The sequence below is a fragment of the Bacillus sp. Bwzl_19 genome (assembly GCF_054900515.1).
Genome location: NZ_CM142729.1, coordinates 2,670,001 through 2,687,215, shown reverse-complemented (window position 1 = coordinate 2,687,215; position 17,215 = coordinate 2,670,001). Strand labels below are relative to the sequence as shown.

The window sequence follows — 17,215 nt, the reverse complement described above, 5'->3', positions numbered from 1 at the left end:
TATAAGACAGGCTTTCCTTTAAAGGAGAGCTTCTCTTTTGTAAATGACGAATGAAGGGAAGAATAGGATGACACTATGGGAGATGTTCACAGCAGCCGTTTTGGGAATCGTGGAAGGGCTGACGGAATACGCGCCGGTTTCTTCCACGGGACATATGATCATAGCGGATGACATCTGGCTGAAATCCGGAAGCCTGATGAATCCGGAAGCCGCCAATTCCTTCAAAGTGGTGATCCAGCTCGGTTCGATCTTAGCGGTGGCTATTGTATTTAAGGATCGGATATTAAATTTACTCGGCCTCAAAAAAAACGTGACGCGCGATCAGCAGAAGGGATACAGGCTGACCATCGCGCAAATTGCTGTCGGTCTTGTTCCGGCGGCGGTTCTCGGCTTTTTATTTGAGGATTTCATTGACCGCTACTTATTTTCCGTCAGAACGGTCGCTTACGGATTAATTGCCGGAGCCGTGCTTATGCTGATTGCAGACTGGATCAATAAAAGGAAAGAAACGATCGATACAGTAGACAGAATTACCTACAAACAGGCTTTCTGTGTCGGGTTATTCCAATGTCTCGCCTTGTGGCCCGGCTTTTCCCGCTCAGGCTCAACAATTGCCGGAGGTGTCATTCTCGGCTTGAATCACCGGGCAGCCGCAGACTTCACATTTATTATGGCTATTCCGATTATGGCGGGCGCAAGCCTTCTGAAGCTGGTGAAATACTGGAGCAGTCTTTCTCCTGACATGATTCCGTTTTTTCTTGTCGGTTTTATCTGCGCCTTTGTCGTTGCTCTCTTAGTCGTCAAATTCTTTCTTCGGCTTATTAATCGGATTAAGCTTGTCCCGTTCGCCATTTACCGTGTTATCCTCGGCATTATTTTAATCATGTTGGTCCGATAACCGAAGAGGCCCCTCGAGGGTCTTTTTTTATGTTTGAAAAACATCTCATAAAAATGTAGGCAAACTGAATTTCCGGCTTGAAATTTAAAGAAAACTCGTCTATAATAAAACATGACGTTACCGCACGGGGCCATAGCTCAGCTGGGAGAGCGCTACGCTGGCAGCGTAGAGGTCAGGGGTTCGAGCCCCCTTGGCTCCATACCTTTAAACCCTTATTTTATAAGGGTTTTTTTATTTGTCTGGAACACAGCAGAGCCAATAACCCAAAAAAGTAGTTGGGGACAATTTGGGGACGAAAATTTATATCGACAAAAAAGATTATGACCATAAACTCAAAGCAAGAGTCGAAACCCCCCATGCTATTATGCCAAACATTACAGAGAACCTAAGACAAGCCTCAAATTTTGTAAGCCCTCGCTCTCTTTTTGCTTTACCTAATTTCCAATAAACAGCATAGCCGGAAAACACCAAAATGATTACTCCAAGTCGTGTCATATTCTCTAAAAATTCTATACCATCCATTGATTTTCACCTCGTTTATTTATGAGAAAAAAATAAAGTAGACTTGTAGAGAGTCTACTTATAAACGCCTAACCAAAGTACACATTTTCTTAGAGCTCAAAACATTTGAGTGATAAAGTAAGACTCATTTTAAAATGTCACATCCTTATCCCCTCCCTATTTATATTCCCCATACATTAGTTTTATTATCGCAAACAGAATGGTTATTTCAAACAGTTATGTAATAATAGGTAACCTATAACTTGTCTAATGGTATAAGAAACGAGTTTTTCTTTATCCAACAAAACTATGATCATATTCACGGTAAACCGAAACAAATTGCGGTTTTTTTTCGTTTAAACATAATTTGGAAATGTTAGAATATTATATAAAAGGAGGAGTGGCCTTGTGAGTCCTGTTTTACCATCATCGGAGGTTGGCGTTAAGATTAATGAATGGTACAAAATGATACGTCAGTTCAGTGTTCCGGATGCGGAGATTTTGAAAGCGGAAGTGGAACAAGAGATAAACGAGATGGAAGAAGACGAGTATTTACTAATATATTATTCTCTCATGAAATTCCGCCATCAACTCATGCTTGATTATTTAGAGCCGGTAACTGTCAGAGTCCGACCGACAATCGACGAGTTGCTGGAAAAAATCGAAGCATCAAATAAAGGCATTTCCGGCCTGCTGTGCTATTATTCTTTATTTTTTCGCGGCATGTATGAATTTGATCAGAAGCAGTATGTAAAGGCGATCGGCTTTTATAGAGAGGCTGAAAAACAACTCATTCATGTGCATGATGAAATTGAGAGAGCGGAGTTTCATTTTAAACTGGCTGAAGCATATTACGGTATGAAACAAAGCCACGTCTCCATGCATCACGTAAAGCAAGCGCTCGATATTTACGATCAGTATGAGTTGTATAAAGTCCGGAAAATTCAATGTCTGTTCGTCATATCTGGGAATTATGTTGACTTTAAACGTTATGAAAAAAGTTTGCCGCATTTAGAAAAAGCTTTAGAGTTGTCGAAACAAGTAAACAATAATGAAAGGCTGCTCAGTTCTGGTTATTACAACATAGGAAAGAATTACGGAGACTTAGAAGAATACAGTAAAGCTGAAATCTACTTAAAAAAAGCAGCGGAGATTTCTGAAAAGTATAAATTGGGCAACCTTCCGCATTCCTTGTTTACATACGCAAAGCTTCTATTTAAACAAGGGAAAACAAGCGAGGCGATTCAAATCAGCAAAAAAGGACTTTCATCAGCTATATATCAAGGGGATAAGCTGTTTGAATCTCTGCAAAAATATTTGGAGGCTTTATACATTAACGCAATAGACCAAATGGGAATCAAAAAAACAATTGATTACCTTGAGAAAAATAAAAACTATTCGTATGTAGAAGATATTGCTCTTGATACGGCTGCTGTTTATGCAGAGTCAAAGCAATATGACAAATCATATATTTATCATCAAAAAATGATTCAAACGCAAAAACAAATTCAGAGGGGAGAATGCCTGTATGAATTTTAGAAAAGGCGTATTTATCATTGTGTCGGCTGTTGTTTTAATGTCAGGGGTCGGTCTAACGGCATCGGCTGTTTCATTTGATGGATCATATCAAGTTTCATCTGATCGTAATCAAACCTAAGAAGGAGAGTGCCTGTATGAATTTTAAAAAGAGCGTCTTCGTCGTCCTGGGTCTGTCATTGACTTTAGTATGTGGGTTGGGTATGAACTCAGTAGAAAAACAAGCACAAGATACGATCCAAGTAGCTTCTGATCGCCTTCAAACATGAATATATTAGGCCTTTTCTTCGGAAAAGGCTTTTTTTCATTTGAAAACAGATCAAGCAAGATAACGTCTTCGATTTTTCCGCTTTTCAAATAATCGCCTTAGGGCATGGGAGAGTTCGTTAGATTGACCATCCGGCACGCGCGCGCTGCTTTGCGCAAGCAGGGGGTGTGCTTCGAAAAAACTGTCATGATTATATCCTTTCATAATGAATTCAGACTAAATGTTACCACGGAGGAAAGTGTAATCCGGTATAATAGTGTGAGGTTGGAAGGAAAAAAGAATTATTTAGTCTGTGTCTTTATTCTTTTTTTGCGGGTTTTAAGGAAGGGGGGAGAATGAAAAGCAACAGAAGCTGATTTAAGGTCTTCAACCCTCTGCAGCAGCCTCTATATACTTCTCCATTACGAAATAAAGGAATCAGAGAAAAATGAAAAAGAAAATCCATCTTATATTATCTCTTTCAGCAGTGCTGGCGCTTTTTTTTCTAACGGCGCTTCCGGTTCTTTCTCCTGTCGTCTTCACGTCTGCTTCAGAAAAAGGAGCAATCAGGCATGAAATTTATAAAAAAGGATATCCGTATCAAAGTTACTTTGCGATTCTTCATAAAGAAGAAGACGACAATGAGGCGGGGAATCTTTATTATGTAAATTGGTTCGATTGGAAAGATGAAACCGGGCAGACGCCGCAATTATGTTATTCGAAAAAATTACCCGAAGGTATGTACAAAGTAAGCTGCGGAACCGGACCGTAATGATCAAAAGCCCTTCTCTAATGAGAAGGGCTTTTTTGTCAAAGAGGGATGCGCCCCCCTTAATATCTCCAATATAACGGCTGAGGATAATATCGATACGGATCGTTCGGATAATGCGTATTTGGCTGATAAGGCTTATTCATATCGTAAATATCCGTGTTTTCAGATTGCCCGCAGTATTGATCCGGACCTATCACAGTTGATTTGCGGATCGGTGAAACGGCTTTTTCCCATTCATGCTCATTCAGACAGTACGTATGCGCCATAATCTCAGGCGGCGTCAGACGGAGAATATCCGAGCCGTAAATCACTTCAGGCGTATGGGCGTCAAATCTGGCTAAAAGATGGGTTTTGTCTGAAGTGGCGATCTCATAATGCCACCACCCCTGCGGAACATTCGCCACTTGTCCGGGGGTAATCGGGTAATTTTGTATTTTCTGGGTGAACGATTCAGCATCGACACCGTTGCGGAACCCGAAATACAGTACACCAATTCAGCGGCGTTTTGATGGGTATGCGGTTCAATCACATTTGTCTTGCTCAGAAAGATATCTAATAATGAAATATTTTCAAGCGTGTTTAACTGTTTAATCCCCAATACATTGATAAAGTTCCGATGATCTTTAGTAAAAAAACGGCTCTCATTCACATCGTAAGTGAACTGTGTATTAGGAGACGTGTAATCCATATAAGAAACCATGCGATCCCCTGCTTTCATCTTAAAACGTATATTTCCAAGTATATGTATCCCTGTTTCAGCGGGTGAAGAAAAGGAACCAGAACCCATAAATTCCAAATTGAACACAATATTGTGACGGCTTTTTTAAAGATTCATTTTAGATATATCTTTTTTCGAAATATCTCTTACTATAAAGATATATTAAAAATACATCTTTAGAAGGGTTGAGGATTAACATGCTGGATGAGAGAACGATAGACATCATCAAAAGCACAGTACCCGTATTAAAAACACATGGAGAAAACATCACCGGACGCTTTTATAACCTGATGTTTCAAGATCATCCCGAACTGTTAAATATGTTTAACCAAACTAACCAAAAGAAACAGACTCAGCGCGCGGCATTGGCAAATGCAGTCATTGCGGCTGCGGCGAATATTGATCAATTAGAGCAAATCATTCCGGCGGTCAGACAGATCGGCCATAAACATACAAGCATCGGGGTAAAGCCGGAACATTATCCGATTGTCGGAAAATATCTGCTTCTGGCGATTAAGGATGTGCTGCAGGATGCCGCAACTCCTGATATTATGCAGGCGTGGGAAAAAGCGTACGGCGTAATTGCGGAGGCTTTCATCGGCATTGAAAAGGATATGTACCATGAGGCCGGATGGCAGGGATATAAAGAATTTACGGTTATAAAGAAAACGAAAGAAAGCAAAGACATTACATCATTTTATATTAAACCGAGTGACGGTTCTTCGCTTCCTGAATATGAAGCGGGACAATATATCAGCATTAAAGTGCGCATTGCGGATTCTTCTTATACGCACATTCGCCAATACAGCCTGTCTGATGCTTCCCAAAAAGGCGAATATCGGATTTCTGTGAAAAAGGACGGAGCGGTTTCTTCTCATCTCCACAATGAAGTTCAAGAAGGAGATAAACTTGAAGTGAGCGCACCCGCCGGAGATTTCAAGCTGTCTTCCGCCAAAAAACCGGCTGTCCTTCTCAGTGCCGGTTCCGGAATCACGCCGATGATGAGCATGCTGAAAACAGCCGCCGAAAAACAGCCGGAGCGTTCCATTACTTTTATTCATGCGGCGAAAAACGGAGAGTACGCCGCGTTCCGTGAAGAGGCTGAGCAAGCTGCGGCGAACAATCCGAATAGTAACGTCATGTATGTATACAGTGAGCCGTCAGAACAAGACCGCTCAGTAGACAAGCCTTTTTACAGCGGCCGGATTGATCAAAGCTTCTTAGAACAGCTTCACCTGAATCAAGATACTGAATTTTACTTATGCGGCTCAGCCTCGTTTATGACGCAGATGAAAGACATGATTCTTGCGCTCGGGTTTGACTCTGATTCCGTTCAATATGAATTGTTCGGCCCTCAGCTGAGCATGGCTTAATAAAAAGACTCCTCTTTGGGGGTCTTTTTTATTTGCACAATGTGTTCTTTCTCCGTCTTTTTCCCTATTTTATTGAAATTTTCATCAATGAACAGTAAAATTATAAATCTAGTGATTCCGGAATTAAAGGAAGGTTGATATGAAAAAGAAAGCTAAGACCAAAAGGGTGCTGGGGTGCCTTTTTGCTGTATCTCTTATATTCGGATTATTTTTGATATCTATGGTGTTTTCGAAATTCATAGTGACGGAAGAAAAACCGCCAGAAGAAGTGGACGGGCAGCAGGTCTTTATTGACAGCCTTTCCGGGCATGCTCAGATTTTATATGAGAAATATCATGTCCTTCCGAGCATCACCCTCGCACAGGCCATTCTCGAATCGGATTGGGGGAACAGTGAGCTTGCGGGGAAAGCGCGCAATCTGTTCGGTGTAAAAGGTGATTATAAAGGAAAACACGTCACGATGAAAACGGATGAATTTGAAAAGGGAAAACGGAAAACGATTCGGGCAAAATTCCGTAAATACAACACGTTCTTTGAATCCATGGATGACCACGCCAAACTATTTGTTAACGGAACGTCTTGGAATAAAAAGAAGTATAAACCCGTCATAGAAGCGGACGATTATAAAACTGCGGCGGCTGCCCTTCAAAAATCCGGCTACGCCACAGATCCCGACTATGCGGAAAAACTTAAAGATGTCATAGAAACATATAAGTTGAATGAATTTGACAAAATCAATGCCTCTCTTAAAGCAGTTGATATGAAAGGCGCCATCAAAGACCACGCCATTGAAGACGTATGGTCCAAGCCGTCGAAAGAGCAGCATTCTATTAAACTGGCATCGGCGCAAAAGTTTACCGGCCAGCATATTAAAGTCGTATCCGAAAAGCAAAACGGAGAATCCGTCTGGTATCAATTTCAGGTGAAAGACGAGCTGATCGGCTGGGTTGACCAAACGGCCGTCCAGTTAAATGAAGGAATGTAAAAAAGCCGGCGGCCGCCGGCTTTTTTACATTCCTTCAGTTTCAAATCTTTTAATATCACGTTTATGTCCCATCAGCACAAGGCAGTCACATTCGCGGATGACAGTCTCCGGAGAAGGGGTCAGCTGAATGTCTCCATTATGTTTCACGGCAAGAATGGTGCAGCCGAACCTGGCCCGGACGCCGAGCTCCAGAATGGATTTTAAATGCAGCTTTTTCGTGGCTGAAAGCTCCACGATGCTGTATTCATCTGACAAATCAATATAATTTAAGACGTTTTCATCCGAAAGGCTTAGCGCAATCTTCACACCCATATCCTTTTCCGGATGGATAATACGATCAGCGCCGATTTTTTCAAGTACTTTGTGATGATAATAATTTTGCGCTTTCACCCAAATATTAGGGATGTTCAGTTCCTTCAATAACAGCGTCGTCAGCGTGCTTGCCTGAATGTTGGCGCCGATTGCCACGATGACATATTCAAAATTTCTGATTCCGAGCGAATGAAGCTCGCTTTCTTCTGTCGCATTCGCCCGCACGGCATGCGTGGCATAAGAGGAGTATGCGTTGACCCGCTCTTCGCTGATATCGATGGCCAGCACCTCATGCCCCATTTTAAAAAGCTCTTTGCAGATGCTTCCGCCGAAACGGCCGAGCCCGATGACGGCAAATTGTTTATTTTTGATTCTTCCCAATCCTCATAACTCCTTAAGAAACTGTTTTCGTCACTCCAAATACAACAAACAAGAATGTACTCCTGTTTCAAAGGTTTGTCAATGTGAGAGCCGGAAGAAAGAAAACAGCACAAAAAAAAGACCGGCTGACAAGCGATGGGCTTGTGCCGGTCCGTTTCCGCAATTATTTGCAGTTGCAAGGCTGTGTCGGCGGTGTGCTGCGTTTTTGAACAACAATTGTGTCCTCAGCATAGAATTTAGAGCCTATGCTTAATGATTTATTTTCTGCGCGGAACTTATATGTACCTGCAGCAGGCAGCGTTTTATTATTAAGAGAAAGCTTAAATTCCGCCGCGCCGATTAAATCAATGTTTAACGGAAGTCTGACTGTTTTGCCGTTATTCAGAATCTGTCTTTCACGCAAAGCGTGTCCGTTTACTGTATCTTTTGTTGTAGCCGTAAATCCGCTTGGAAGGGTAAATTCCATAACGCCTAAGCTCAGAATCGTGTTCGGGCGGTACGTCAATTCGATATCAGAAAATGACCATTCCTGCTGGCTGGCACCTGTATATTTTGCAAATAATGTAGCAGTCGCCTTTGTGGACATTTCCGGCTCGTGAACGGTTGAACTTGACTCAGCGGCGAATGACGCTGTCGGCAGAGAAAGAAGTAAAACCAAGCCGAATAAACTTGCCATGACAGTTGAGAAAAACTTGTGTTTCATTTTCATAAATCCCCCTAAAAAAAATTTGTTGATTGTTCTTAAAAAAGAACGATCATACCTATAAAAATTTACCATCAATTTTAATGGAAGTAAATGGGGTTATCTTCCTATGTTTTCCCGAAAATAATCAAATCACGTCGAAAAATGACGAAGAAAAAACGCCTGGTTACGATTCAGGCGTTTTTTCTTCCGTCTCTATCGGAATAAATTTAAAAATCTCTCCGCTCTGCACCGATTCGGCAAGCCGCTTCAGCCAATGATAATAGGCCTTTGAGCTTTCAAGCTGATCGTATAACCGGCGTGCTTCTTCCTGTAATTCCGTGCTGCCTTCCTCTGCCAGCAAAACAGCCTGCAAATCCGCCTGGGCCTGTACGATGGCGGACAGATTTACCTGAACTTCCCGATCCCATTTTGGCGGGAAGAAATTCGTGAAAAACGTAAAGAAATCCTTTTCCGCTACAAACGTATGCTTCCGTGTGCCGCGGTGAAAGGTTTTTTTGACCACATTTAAATCCTGCAGTTTTTTGACGCCGGTGCTCATACTCGGTTTGCTCATCTGCAGTTCCTCACGCATTTCGTCAAGCGTCATTTCATCTCTCATATACATCGTTCCGTATAAAATCCCGACACTCCGGGTGATTCCGTAAAGATCCATCGTCTCGGCAATGGAATCAATGACAAGATCCCTTGCTTGTTCTATAGCTGCGAATTCTGGATTTTCATCCATACTGTCCCTCTTTTCCTCTTGAAGATTAAATTTGTTAAGTCATTTCTTTATGTTTTTAATCTTAACGAATCATGACAAAATGTCAAAACCTAAACGGACAAGCCCGGTTTTGACAGGTCAAAAAACATGTGTTAAATTAACATTGTTAAAAACATTAAATTTTTATTTAACAAACTTACTTTTCGGTAAGGAGGACTCTCATGAGCAAAACGCTTTATATCGGCGGTGAATGGATCAGTGCAGAAAAAAAGCAGACCCGCCGTATCATCAATCCATTTAATCAAGAAGAAATTGCAACGGTATGTGAAGGAGACCGGGACGATGCGGTGAAAGCCATCGCCGCAGCCAGAAAAGCATTTGATGAAGGGGAGTGGCCGGTGCTTTCCGGGCTGGAACGCGGCCAGTTTGTTCTGAAAATTGCGGAATTAATCAGACGTGATCTGAACGAATTAGCTGAGCTGGAATCGCTTGATACAGGAAAAACAATCGAAGAAAGCAAAGCTGATATGGATGATATCGCAAATGTATTTCAGTATTATGCCGGTTTGGCGGATAAAGACGGGGGCGAGGTCATCTCATCTCCGATTCCTGATTCCGTAAGTAAAATCGTCAGAGAGCCCATCGGCGTGTGCGGACAAATTACGCCGTGGAACTATCCGCTCCTTCAGGCGAGCTGGAAAATCGCTCCTGCTCTTGCGGCCGGTAATACGATCGTTTTAAAGCCGAGCGAGATTACTCCGCTGACAACCATTAAAGTCTTTCAATTAATAGAAGAAGCCGGTATTCCAAAGGGAGCCGCCAATCTTGTGCTTGGACCGGGCGCCTCTGTCGGTGACGAGCTGGCGAGAAACCTAGACGTCGATTTGGTGTCCTTTACGGGCGGAATTGAAACAGGCAAAAAAATTATGCAGGCGGCAAGCGGCAACGTGAAAAAGATTGCTCTGGAGCTTGGCGGCAAGAATCCGAATATCGTGTTCCAAGACGCTGATCTTGAAACAGCTGCAGATCAAGCGCTGAACGCCGTGTTTTTCCATGCCGGCCAAGTTTGTTCGGCAGGCTCCCGGCTTTTAGTGGATGAAGCGATTCATGATGAATTTTTAGCCGAGCTGATCAAGCGTACGAAACGCATCAAATTAGGAAACGGTTTTCATGAAGATACGGAAAGCGGTCCGCTGATTTCCGCCGAGCATCGGGCCAAAGTTGAAAAATACGTAGAAATCGGAATCGAAGAAGGGGCAAAGCTGGAAACAGGCGGCAAACGTCCTGATGATCCCGCCCTTCAGAACGGTTTCTTCTATGAACCTACTATTTTTTCAAACTGCAAGTCTGATATGCGGATTGTCCAAGAGGAGATCTTCGGTCCCGTTTTAACAGTCGAGTCATTTTCTTCTGAAGAAGAGGTGATCAGACTGGCCAACGATACCATTTACGGGCTGGCCGGGGCGGTATGGTCAAAGGATATTGAAAAATGCGAACGAGTAGCTCAAAAACTGCGGATGGGAACGGTATGGATCAATGATTTCCACCCGTATTTCGCGCAAGCGCCGTGGGGCGGGTACAAACAATCGGGCTTCGGCCGCGAACTCGGCAAAATCGGCCTGGAAGAATACACGGAAGTCAAACATATTTACCGCAACACAAAACCTGCAGCGGTTAACTGGTTTAAAGCATAATAAGGAGGAGATACAATATGACATTAAATATGAAAGTAGAAAGCATGCATAAATTCCATACATTTGAAATCCCGACAGTTATTAAACACGGAATCGGCGCGATTCAGCACGCGGGAAAAGAAGTCAGAGCGCTTGGCGTCACAAAAGCGCTGCTCGTAACAGACCCCGGAATTTATAACGCGGGGGTGGCAAACCCGGTCATTGAATCCTTGCAGGAAGCGGGCATTGAAGTCGTCCTGTTTAACAAAGTGGAGCCGAATCCGCCTGTACGACTTGTGAACGAAGGATCTGAACTGTATAAAAAAGAAAACTGCAACGGTCTTGTGGCTGTCGGCGGCGGAAGCTCGATGGATACGGCGAAAGCGATCGGAGTAGAAGCGACACACGAAGGAAGCGTGCTTGATTATGAAGCCGCGGAAGGCAAAAAACCGCTGGAAAACCGTATTCCTCCGCTGACAACGATTCCGACGACTGCCGGAACAGGTTCAGAGGTTACGCAATGGGCGGTCATTACAGACGAGGAAAGAGAATTTAAATTCAATACGGGCGGACCGCTAATCGCCGCGCATTTAACGGTCATTGACCCTGAGCTTCACACATCTATGCCTCCGCATGTGACGGCCATGACAGGTATTGATGCCCTCGCGCATGCCATCGAGTGCTATACGATGAAATTCGCGCAGCCGATCACTGATGCCGTGGCTTTAATGGCCATTGAATATGCGGCGCATTATATTAAGCGCGCGTTTGCGGACGGAGAAGATTTGGAGGCGAGATACGGCATGGCGCAGGCGGCGATGCTTGCCGGACTTTCATACGGCAGTGAATCAGCAGGCGCGGCGCATGCAATGAGCCAGACGCTCGGCGGCATCATCCCTGTCGCTCACGGACAATGTGTCGCTGCTATGATGGGACCGGTAATGGAATACAACTGGAAAGGATATCCGGATAAATTCGCCCGCATCGCCCAAGCATTCGGAATCGATACAAGCAAAATGACAACCGAAGAAGCGGCCAAAGCGTCTGTTAATTGGATGTATGACCTCGTAAAAGATTTAGAGGTTCCGAGCTTAGAAGAACAAGGCGTATCTCCGGACATGATTGAGCGTTTATCAAAAGAAGCGATGAAAGATCCGCAAACATTCGGAAACCCAAGAGATTTGAATGAGAAAGCATACAACTGGATTTACAAACGCTGCTTTGACTTAACACCGAAAACAGTATAATAAATGAATCCCGCTCCTTTACAGAGCGGGGTTTTTTAAGGATAATGTCAAGAAAAAGGCGGTGATGGCTGTGTGGAAGCGCATAACAGCAAAGACGGAAGGCGTATATATAGCGGATACGGAACAATTTGTTACCAAAAAGATGGACAAGCTTCGGGCGGAATACGGCGGGTTTCCCGGTGACCTGCATTTCGGACTGACGAAAAAAGCCGGCGCGCGTGAGCCCATGTATCAAAGAGGAACGGAAATTTTTAACCGGAGACAAATTTCAATCGTGTCCATGGAGGAATGTGATGACATTGCGGAGGCCATGGGGATTTCTCATATCTTTCCCGAATGGCTTGGCGCGAATATCGCAATCAGCGGTTTTTCTGCACTAACGTCGCTTAAAGAAGGAAACAGAATCATATTTCCAAGCGGTGCGTCTCTGTTGTGCGAGGGAGAAAATGACCCGTGCATTCAGCCCGGAGAAGTCATTCAATCCTTTTATCCGGATCAGCCAAAACTCGCTGCGGCGTTTGTAAGGCACGCGATAGGCAGAAGAGGGATTGTCTGTATTGTTGAACGGCCGGGGGACATATGCACGGGTGATCCGGTCGACATTCATTCTTATGAACCGAAACGCGTCAAGAAAAAAATCGAGAAGGTCTGACTCAGACCTTCTCGATTTTTTGTTTGATTTCTTCTATTTGATTGATGTGACGCATTTCATGATGACCGATAAAATCAATCCACTGGCGGATCGTCAGTTCTTGAAAAACGGGATGCGGAAGCACACGTTTAAAGTCTTCCTCGTTTAATGATGAAATAACGGCGGTCAGCTGCTGTCTTGCCGTATCTAATTCTTGTTTTGCTTCAATGACTGATATTCGGTTTTGCTCAGGTTCGAGGTGTGACGGAGCCGGCCGTTTATTTGTTCTGTCCTCGATAAACTCCATCGGTTTTTCTTCAATTTCTTTTAACGGTGCGTCTTTTGCATGCTTCGATAAAAGAGTCTGTGCTGTTTCGTCAATTTTCTTTAAATGGTCAAGGACTTCCCGGATGCTCCACTCATCAGCTGCGGGCTTTTGGTTGAATTCCTCATCAGAGAGTCCTTTCAGTTCTTCCCAGGTCTGCTGTCTGGCTTCATTAAAAATACTCATCCTATCTCCTCCTCTGGAGTAAACATATCATATCGGCCTTGGATAATCATGTAATCAGCCTCTATTGTTAGAAAATTGAAACCATTCTCCTTTCCGCCCGTATATAAAGTAACACTCCGACATCCGGGCCGAAAGGAGGATAGTATATGGACATATTTCATCTGCCGCTTGAAACGATCTATCTTTACACACTGATTATTGCGGGGAGCCTCACGCTTTTGATTCTGTTTTTTCAAGATGTTTTTCACGGCCTCTCGGAAGCCATTCCAGTTACATTTTTAAATCCAACATTGATATTGTCGTTTTTGACAATCTTTTCAGCCTCAGGTTACATCGGCGAAATCGCCGCTCCGCTTTCAAGTCCTGTCATTGCATTACTTTCATTTGCTCTTTCAGTTCTTTTGGTCAGCCTGCTTCACTTCTTCGTCCTTGTGCCGCTTTCATCAGCGGAAGAATCGCTCGTTTATCGGGAGACGGATTTAAAGGGCAGAGTCGGCAGGGTCATTACTTCCGTTCCGAAAGGCGGCTATGGAGAAGTGATAATAGAAGGAATCGGGGGCGCCATTTCTAAATCTGCGGTCAGCTTTGATCAAGAACAGATCAAGTACGGAACGGCCGTATTAGTCATTGACGTGAAAGACGGAGTGCTTTTTGTGACGCCGCATGAACCAATCTGATTTCTAAGGAGGAACTAATATGACTATGCCGATTATCATCGTCATCGGAATCGTATTCTTTTTACTTATCGCACTTATTGCTGTATTTATCACGAAGTACCGGACGGCGGGGCCGGACGAAGCCCTCATCGTGACCGGGAGTTATTTGGGAAGTAAGAATGTCCACATTGATGAAGGCGGAAATCGCCTGAAAATCGTCCGGGGCGGAGGAACGTTCGTGCTGCCGGTATTCCAGCAGGCAGAACCTCTCAGCTTACTGTCAAGCAAACTAGATGTCTCTACACCCGAGGTTTATACAGAACAAGGTGTGCCGGTAATGGCAGACGGCACCGCCATTATAAAAATCGGCGGCTCCATCGGTGAAATCGCAACAGCCGCTGAACAATTTTTAGGAAAATCTAAAGAAGACCGTGAACAGGAGGCGCGGGAGGTGCTTGAAGGCCATCTGCGTTCAATCCTCGGCTCTATGACTGTTGAAGAGATTTATAAAAACAGGGAAAAGTTTTCTCAGGAAGTCCAGCGGGTCGCGTCTCAGGATCTTGCTAAAATGGGGCTGATCATCGTTTCCTTTACGATTAAAGATGTCCGCGATAAAAACGGCTATCTTGAATCATTAGGTAAGCCGAGAATTGCCCAAGTCAAGCGGGATGCGGACATTGCCACGGCAGAAGCGGATAAAGAGACGAGAATCAAACGCGCGGCGGCTGATAAAGACGCAAAAAAATCAGAGCTGGAGCGGGCGACGGAAATAGCTGAAGCGGAGAAAATCAATCAGCTGAAAATGGCGGAATACAGAAGAGAGCAAGACACAGCAAAAGCCAATGCCGACCAGGCATATGACCTCGAAACTGCAAAAGCCCGCCAGCAGGTGACAGAGCAGGAAATGCAAATTAAAATTATTGAGCGGCAAAAGCAAATTGAGTTGGAAGAAAAAGAAATTCTGCGCCGTGAGCGCCAATATGACTCTGAAGTGAAGAAAAAGGCCGATGCTGACCGTTATTCGGTAGAACAAGCGGCCGCAGCCGCAAAAGCGAAGCAGCTCGCAGAAGCGGATGCCGAGCAATACAGTATCGAAGCGATGGCTAAAGCGGAAGCCGAACGCGTGAGAATTGACGGTCTTGCTAAAGCGGAGGCTGAAAAGGCGAGAGGGGAAACCGAAGCGGAAGTTATCCGCCTGAAAGGTCTCGCGGAAGCGGAAGCTAAAGAAAAAATCGCCGAAGCTTTCGAAAAATACGGAAAAGCCGCAATCCTTGATATGATTGTGAAGATGCTGCCTGAATATGCGAAGCAAGTCTCAGCTCCTCTTTCCAACATTGATAAAATTACCGTCGTTGATACAGGAGGAAGCGGTGAAAACGGCGGAGCAAATAAAGTCACAGGTTACGCAACCAATTTGATGGCCGGTCTTCAGGAAAGCCTGAAAGCATCTTCCGGAATCGATGTAAAAGAGCTTATTGAGAATTTTTCAGGCAAAGGAAACATTAAACAAAGCATAAATGAACTTACTAAAGAACTCAGAGATTCAAAAGAAGAACACAGTCCTGAATAAAAAAACAGCAGGCGTACACCCGCCTGCTGTTTCAGTTCGCCCGCTTGGATTCAAGAAGCCGCGGAGCCGTCATGAATAATAAAATAAGGACAATGGCCGAAAGGATAAAAGAAGGAATCATATAAGTCGCGTTGTAGACGAGCGAATAAATCCAGACCGGCGTGCCTTTCGGAGCATAGCTTCCGAAAAAGACCGCTCCGGAAACCGTATGTGCCGCATATCGCAGCACACTGCCGATAAAAACGCCGCCTATAACATACGCAGTTAAGGCGCCTCTTTTTTTAGCTAATGCCGATTCGCGGACACCGGAAGCAAACAAGCCGCTGAAACCGAGAACCGCAAACGCCGCGATATAATCGAGAAATAGCTGCACCGGGTGCTGTAAAAATAAATTGCCAATGGCGATTTGGACAATCCCTGTTAAAAGGCCTGTCGTAAGTCCGGCTTTCACTCCCCAGCGGAATGAAATCAAAAAAATCGGAATCATCATAATAGAGACTGAACCGCCTTGAGGCATCCGAAGAAACATACCTGACACAATGTCCAGAATGACGGCGGCTCCAGTCATAATCGCTATTTCAATTAAGCGCACAAGCTGTGCTGAATGATTCATAGTTTTCCCCCTGGTCAGACAACCGTTCAAGGATAAACAAAAAAGCAGCGCGGGGAAGGATGGGAAAAGGTCCGCGCGCTGCTTACAAAACTGCAATTCATTTGGCTTTGCCACATCCCTACGCCAGCGTTAACTAACAGGTTCAAAGGGTCAGAACAAAACGTTCACTCTCAGCTTTAATGCTCCCCTTGTGGTCATCAAGTATTTAGTTCAATCTTACTATACTAGAAAATATGCCAAACCACAAGGCGGCTTATCTTTCTATAGAAGAGAAACAGAAATAAGTATGAAAGAAAATAAATGGTGACTTTTTTTAAAAAAACTATTGTCATATTTTCAAAAGGGTGTTATATTATTAAACGTCGCTGATGAACAGCAGACAAAAACAAAAAGCTTCGAAAACAACTTGAAAAAAGTTGTTGACATAAAAGAAGCTGAGTGGTAAGCTAATAAAGCTGCTTCAACAAGCGGTAATGATCTTTGAAAACTAAACAAGACAAAACGTACCTGTTAATTCAAAGTTTTAAATAAATCGCACAGCGATGTGCGTAGTCAGTCAAACTATCTATCGGAGAGTTTGATCCTGGCTCAGGACGAACGCTGGCGGCGTGCCTAATACATGCAAGTCGAGCGGACAGATGGGAGCTTGCTCCCTGATGTTAGCGGCGGACGGGTGAGTAACACGTGGGTAACCTGCCTGTAAGACTGGGATAACTCCGGGAAACCGGGGCTAATACCGGATCTTGTTTGAACCGCATGGTTCAAACATAAAAGGTGGCTTCGGCTACCACTTACAGATGGACCCGCGGCGCATTAGCTAGTTGGTGAGGTAACGGCTCACCAAGGCGACGATGCGTAGCCGACCTGAGAGGGTGATCGGCCACACTGGGACTGAGACACGGCCCAGACTCCTACGGGAGGCAGCAGTAGGGAATCTTCCGCAATGGACGAAAGTCTGACGGAGCAACGCCGCGTGAGTGATGAAGGTTTTCGGATCGTAAAGCTCTGTTGTTAGGGAAGAACAAGTGCCGTTCAAATAGGGCGGCACCTTGACGGTACCTAACCAGAAAGCCACGGCTAACTACGTGCCAGCAGCCGCGGTAATACGTAGGTGGCAAGCGTTGTCCGGAATTATTGGGCGTAAAGGGCTCGCAGGCGGTTTCTTAAGTCTGATGTGAAAGC

At 44.3% G+C, this 17,215-nt stretch carries 16 protein-coding genes, 1 tRNA gene, 1 rRNA gene, 1 pseudogene and 1 riboswitch (1 of these 20 cut by a window edge); of the genes and pseudogenes, 12 read left to right on the top strand and 7 right to left on the bottom strand.

All coding sequences use genetic code 11. The features are described from left to right. Window positions 1-67: 67 nt before the first annotated feature. Both ACW5MY_RS14300 and ACW5MY_RS14295 read left to right on the top strand, forming a co-directional pair. Window positions 68-898 (top strand): undecaprenyl-diphosphate phosphatase, encoded by an 831-nt coding sequence (locus tag ACW5MY_RS14300; protein WP_038463014.1) that lies wholly within the window; start codon window positions 68-70, stop codon window positions 896-898. 126 nt (window positions 899-1,024) lie between these two features. Further along, a tRNA-Ala gene (locus tag ACW5MY_RS14295) sits at window positions 1,025-1,097 on the top strand. A 119-nt stretch (window positions 1,098-1,216) separates the two neighbouring features. On the opposite strand, the gene ACW5MY_RS14290 is transcribed toward ACW5MY_RS14295, so the two are convergent. Beyond that, window positions 1,217-1,420, bottom strand: coding sequence for a hypothetical protein (locus ACW5MY_RS14290; RefSeq protein WP_014470862.1), 204 nt, complete (start codon window positions 1,418-1,420; stop codon window positions 1,217-1,219). 387 nt (window positions 1,421-1,807) lie between these two features. On the opposite strand from ACW5MY_RS14290, the gene ACW5MY_RS14285 reads away from it, so the two are divergent. Both ACW5MY_RS14285 and ACW5MY_RS14280 read left to right on the top strand, forming a co-directional pair. Next, window positions 1,808-2,938: a Rap family tetratricopeptide repeat protein gene (locus ACW5MY_RS14285; protein WP_289393849.1), complete on the top strand. Its 1,131-nt coding sequence runs from the start codon at window positions 1,808-1,810 to the stop codon at window positions 2,936-2,938. 692 nt (window positions 2,939-3,630) lie between these two features. Further along, window positions 3,631-3,954 carry a hypothetical protein gene (locus tag ACW5MY_RS14280; RefSeq protein ID WP_013353306.1) on the top strand — a complete coding sequence of 108 codons (324 nt, stop codon included), beginning with the start codon at window positions 3,631-3,633 and terminating at the stop codon, window positions 3,952-3,954. A 59-nt stretch (window positions 3,955-4,013) separates the two neighbouring features. Here the strand turns inward: ACW5MY_RS14280 and ACW5MY_RS14275 are convergent. Further along, a pseudogene (locus tag ACW5MY_RS14275) lies at window positions 4,014-4,654 on the bottom strand (cupin domain-containing protein). A gap of 215 nt (window positions 4,655-4,869) precedes the next feature. On the opposite strand from ACW5MY_RS14275, the gene hmpA reads away from it, so the two are divergent. Both hmpA and ACW5MY_RS14265 read left to right on the top strand, forming a co-directional pair. Next, the gene (gene hmpA / locus ACW5MY_RS14270) at window positions 4,870-6,045 is read left to right on the top strand and encodes an NO-inducible flavohemoprotein (protein WP_013353304.1); all 1,176 of its coding nucleotides are present in this window, start codon (window positions 4,870-4,872) and stop codon (window positions 6,043-6,045) included. A gap of 139 nt (window positions 6,046-6,184) precedes the next feature. Continuing rightward, on the top strand, window positions 6,185-7,030 hold the full coding sequence (locus ACW5MY_RS14265) for a glucosaminidase domain-containing protein (protein WP_462061620.1): 846 nt from the start codon (window positions 6,185-6,187) through the stop codon (window positions 7,028-7,030). Window positions 7,031-7,054: 24 nt separating this feature from the next. Here the strand turns inward: ACW5MY_RS14265 and ACW5MY_RS14260 are convergent, their stop codons facing one another. From ACW5MY_RS14260 to cudC, 3 genes are all read right to left on the bottom strand, one after another. Next, window positions 7,055-7,723, bottom strand: a complete 669-nt coding sequence (locus ACW5MY_RS14260) for a potassium channel family protein (RefSeq protein WP_013353302.1) — start codon at window positions 7,721-7,723, stop codon at window positions 7,055-7,057. Window positions 7,724-7,886: 163 nt separating this feature from the next. Continuing rightward, a complete protein-coding gene (bslA, locus tag ACW5MY_RS14255; RefSeq protein ID WP_014470857.1) occupies window positions 7,887-8,426 on the bottom strand; it encodes a biofilm surface layer hydrophobin BslA in 540 nt (179 codons plus the stop codon). A gap of 166 nt (window positions 8,427-8,592) precedes the next feature. After that, window positions 8,593-9,153: a choline uptake/conversion transcriptional regulator CudC gene (gene cudC, locus ACW5MY_RS14250; protein WP_013353300.1), complete on the bottom strand. Its 561-nt coding sequence runs from the start codon at window positions 9,151-9,153 to the stop codon at window positions 8,593-8,595. Window positions 9,154-9,353: 200 nt separating this feature from the next. On the opposite strand from cudC, the gene betB reads away from it, so the two are divergent. The 3 genes from betB to ACW5MY_RS14235 all read left to right on the top strand — a co-directional run bounded on the left by betB (window position 9,354) and on the right by ACW5MY_RS14235 (window position 12,704). After that, window positions 9,354-10,826: a betaine-aldehyde dehydrogenase gene (gene betB, locus ACW5MY_RS14245; RefSeq protein ID WP_013353299.1), complete on the top strand. Its 1,473-nt coding sequence runs from the start codon at window positions 9,354-9,356 to the stop codon at window positions 10,824-10,826. Between the two features lie 17 nt (window positions 10,827-10,843). Then, entirely contained in the window at window positions 10,844-12,052 is a 1,209-nt protein-coding gene (gene gbsB, locus ACW5MY_RS14240) for a choline dehydrogenase (RefSeq protein WP_013353298.1), read from the top strand. Between the two features lie 70 nt (window positions 12,053-12,122). Next, window positions 12,123-12,704, top strand: a complete 582-nt coding sequence (locus tag ACW5MY_RS14235) for an MOSC domain-containing protein (RefSeq protein ID WP_013353297.1) — start codon at window positions 12,123-12,125, stop codon at window positions 12,702-12,704. Window position 12,705: 1 nt separating this feature from the next. Here ACW5MY_RS14235 and ACW5MY_RS14230 read toward each other — a convergent pair whose 3' ends face one another. Then, window positions 12,706-13,194 carry a DinB family protein gene (locus ACW5MY_RS14230; RefSeq protein WP_013353296.1) on the bottom strand — a complete coding sequence of 163 codons (489 nt, stop codon included), beginning with the start codon at window positions 13,192-13,194 and terminating at the stop codon, window positions 12,706-12,708. Between the two features lie 146 nt (window positions 13,195-13,340). Here ACW5MY_RS14230 and ACW5MY_RS14225 point away from each other — a divergent pair, with 146 nt between their 5' ends. Then, on the top strand, window positions 13,341-13,871 hold the full coding sequence (locus tag ACW5MY_RS14225; RefSeq protein ID WP_013353295.1) for an NfeD family protein: 531 nt from the start codon (window positions 13,341-13,343) through the stop codon (window positions 13,869-13,871). A gap of 19 nt (window positions 13,872-13,890) precedes the next feature. Beyond that, window positions 13,891-15,420 (top strand): flotillin family protein, encoded by a 1,530-nt coding sequence (locus tag ACW5MY_RS14220; RefSeq protein ID WP_013353294.1) that lies wholly within the window; start codon window positions 13,891-13,893, stop codon window positions 15,418-15,420. Window positions 15,421-15,451: 31 nt separating this feature from the next. On the opposite strand, the gene thiT is transcribed toward ACW5MY_RS14220, so the two are convergent. Beyond that, the gene (gene thiT / locus ACW5MY_RS14215; RefSeq protein WP_014470856.1) at window positions 15,452-16,033 is read right to left on the bottom strand and encodes an energy-coupled thiamine transporter ThiT; all 582 of its coding nucleotides are present in this window, start codon (window positions 16,031-16,033) and stop codon (window positions 15,452-15,454) included. A 98-nt stretch (window positions 16,034-16,131) separates the two neighbouring features. Continuing rightward, a riboswitch (TPP riboswitch) is annotated at window positions 16,132-16,232 on the bottom strand. Between the two features lie 366 nt (window positions 16,233-16,598). Here thiT and ACW5MY_RS14210 point away from each other — a divergent pair. Further along, window positions 16,599-17,215 (top strand): 16S ribosomal RNA (locus ACW5MY_RS14210); it runs 932 nt beyond the window's last position.

Bases quoted from the DNA above. Each gene is read 5' to 3' on its own strand.
- ACW5MY_RS14300 (WP_038463014.1), top strand. From the start codon at position 68: ATGACACTATGGGAGATGTTCACAGCAGCCGTTTTGGGAATCGTGGAA.
- ACW5MY_RS14290 (WP_014470862.1), bottom strand. From the start codon at position 1,420: ATGGATGGTATAGAATTTTTAGAGAATATGACACGACTTGGAGTAATC.
- ACW5MY_RS14280 (WP_013353306.1), top strand. From the start codon at position 3,631: ATGAAAAAGAAAATCCATCTTATATTATCTCTTTCAGCAGTGCTGGCG.
- hmpA (WP_013353304.1), top strand. From the start codon at position 4,870: ATGCTGGATGAGAGAACGATAGACATCATCAAAAGCACAGTACCCGTA.
- ACW5MY_RS14265 (WP_462061620.1), top strand. From the start codon at position 6,185: ATGAAAAAGAAAGCTAAGACCAAAAGGGTGCTGGGGTGCCTTTTTGCT.
- bslA (WP_014470857.1), bottom strand. From the start codon at position 8,426: ATGAAACACAAGTTTTTCTCAACTGTCATGGCAAGTTTATTCGGCTTG.
- cudC (WP_013353300.1), bottom strand. From the start codon at position 9,153: ATGGATGAAAATCCAGAATTCGCAGCTATAGAACAAGCAAGGGATCTT.
- betB (WP_013353299.1), top strand. From the start codon at position 9,354: ATGAGCAAAACGCTTTATATCGGCGGTGAATGGATCAGTGCAGAAAAA.
- gbsB (WP_013353298.1), top strand. From the start codon at position 10,844: ATGACATTAAATATGAAAGTAGAAAGCATGCATAAATTCCATACATTT.
- ACW5MY_RS14230 (WP_013353296.1), bottom strand. From the start codon at position 13,194: ATGAGTATTTTTAATGAAGCCAGACAGCAGACCTGGGAAGAACTGAAA.
- ACW5MY_RS14225 (WP_013353295.1), top strand. From the start codon at position 13,341: ATGGACATATTTCATCTGCCGCTTGAAACGATCTATCTTTACACACTG.
- ACW5MY_RS14220 (WP_013353294.1), top strand. From the start codon at position 13,891: ATGACTATGCCGATTATCATCGTCATCGGAATCGTATTCTTTTTACTT.
- thiT (WP_014470856.1), bottom strand. From the start codon at position 16,033: ATGAATCATTCAGCACAGCTTGTGCGCTTAATTGAAATAGCGATTATG.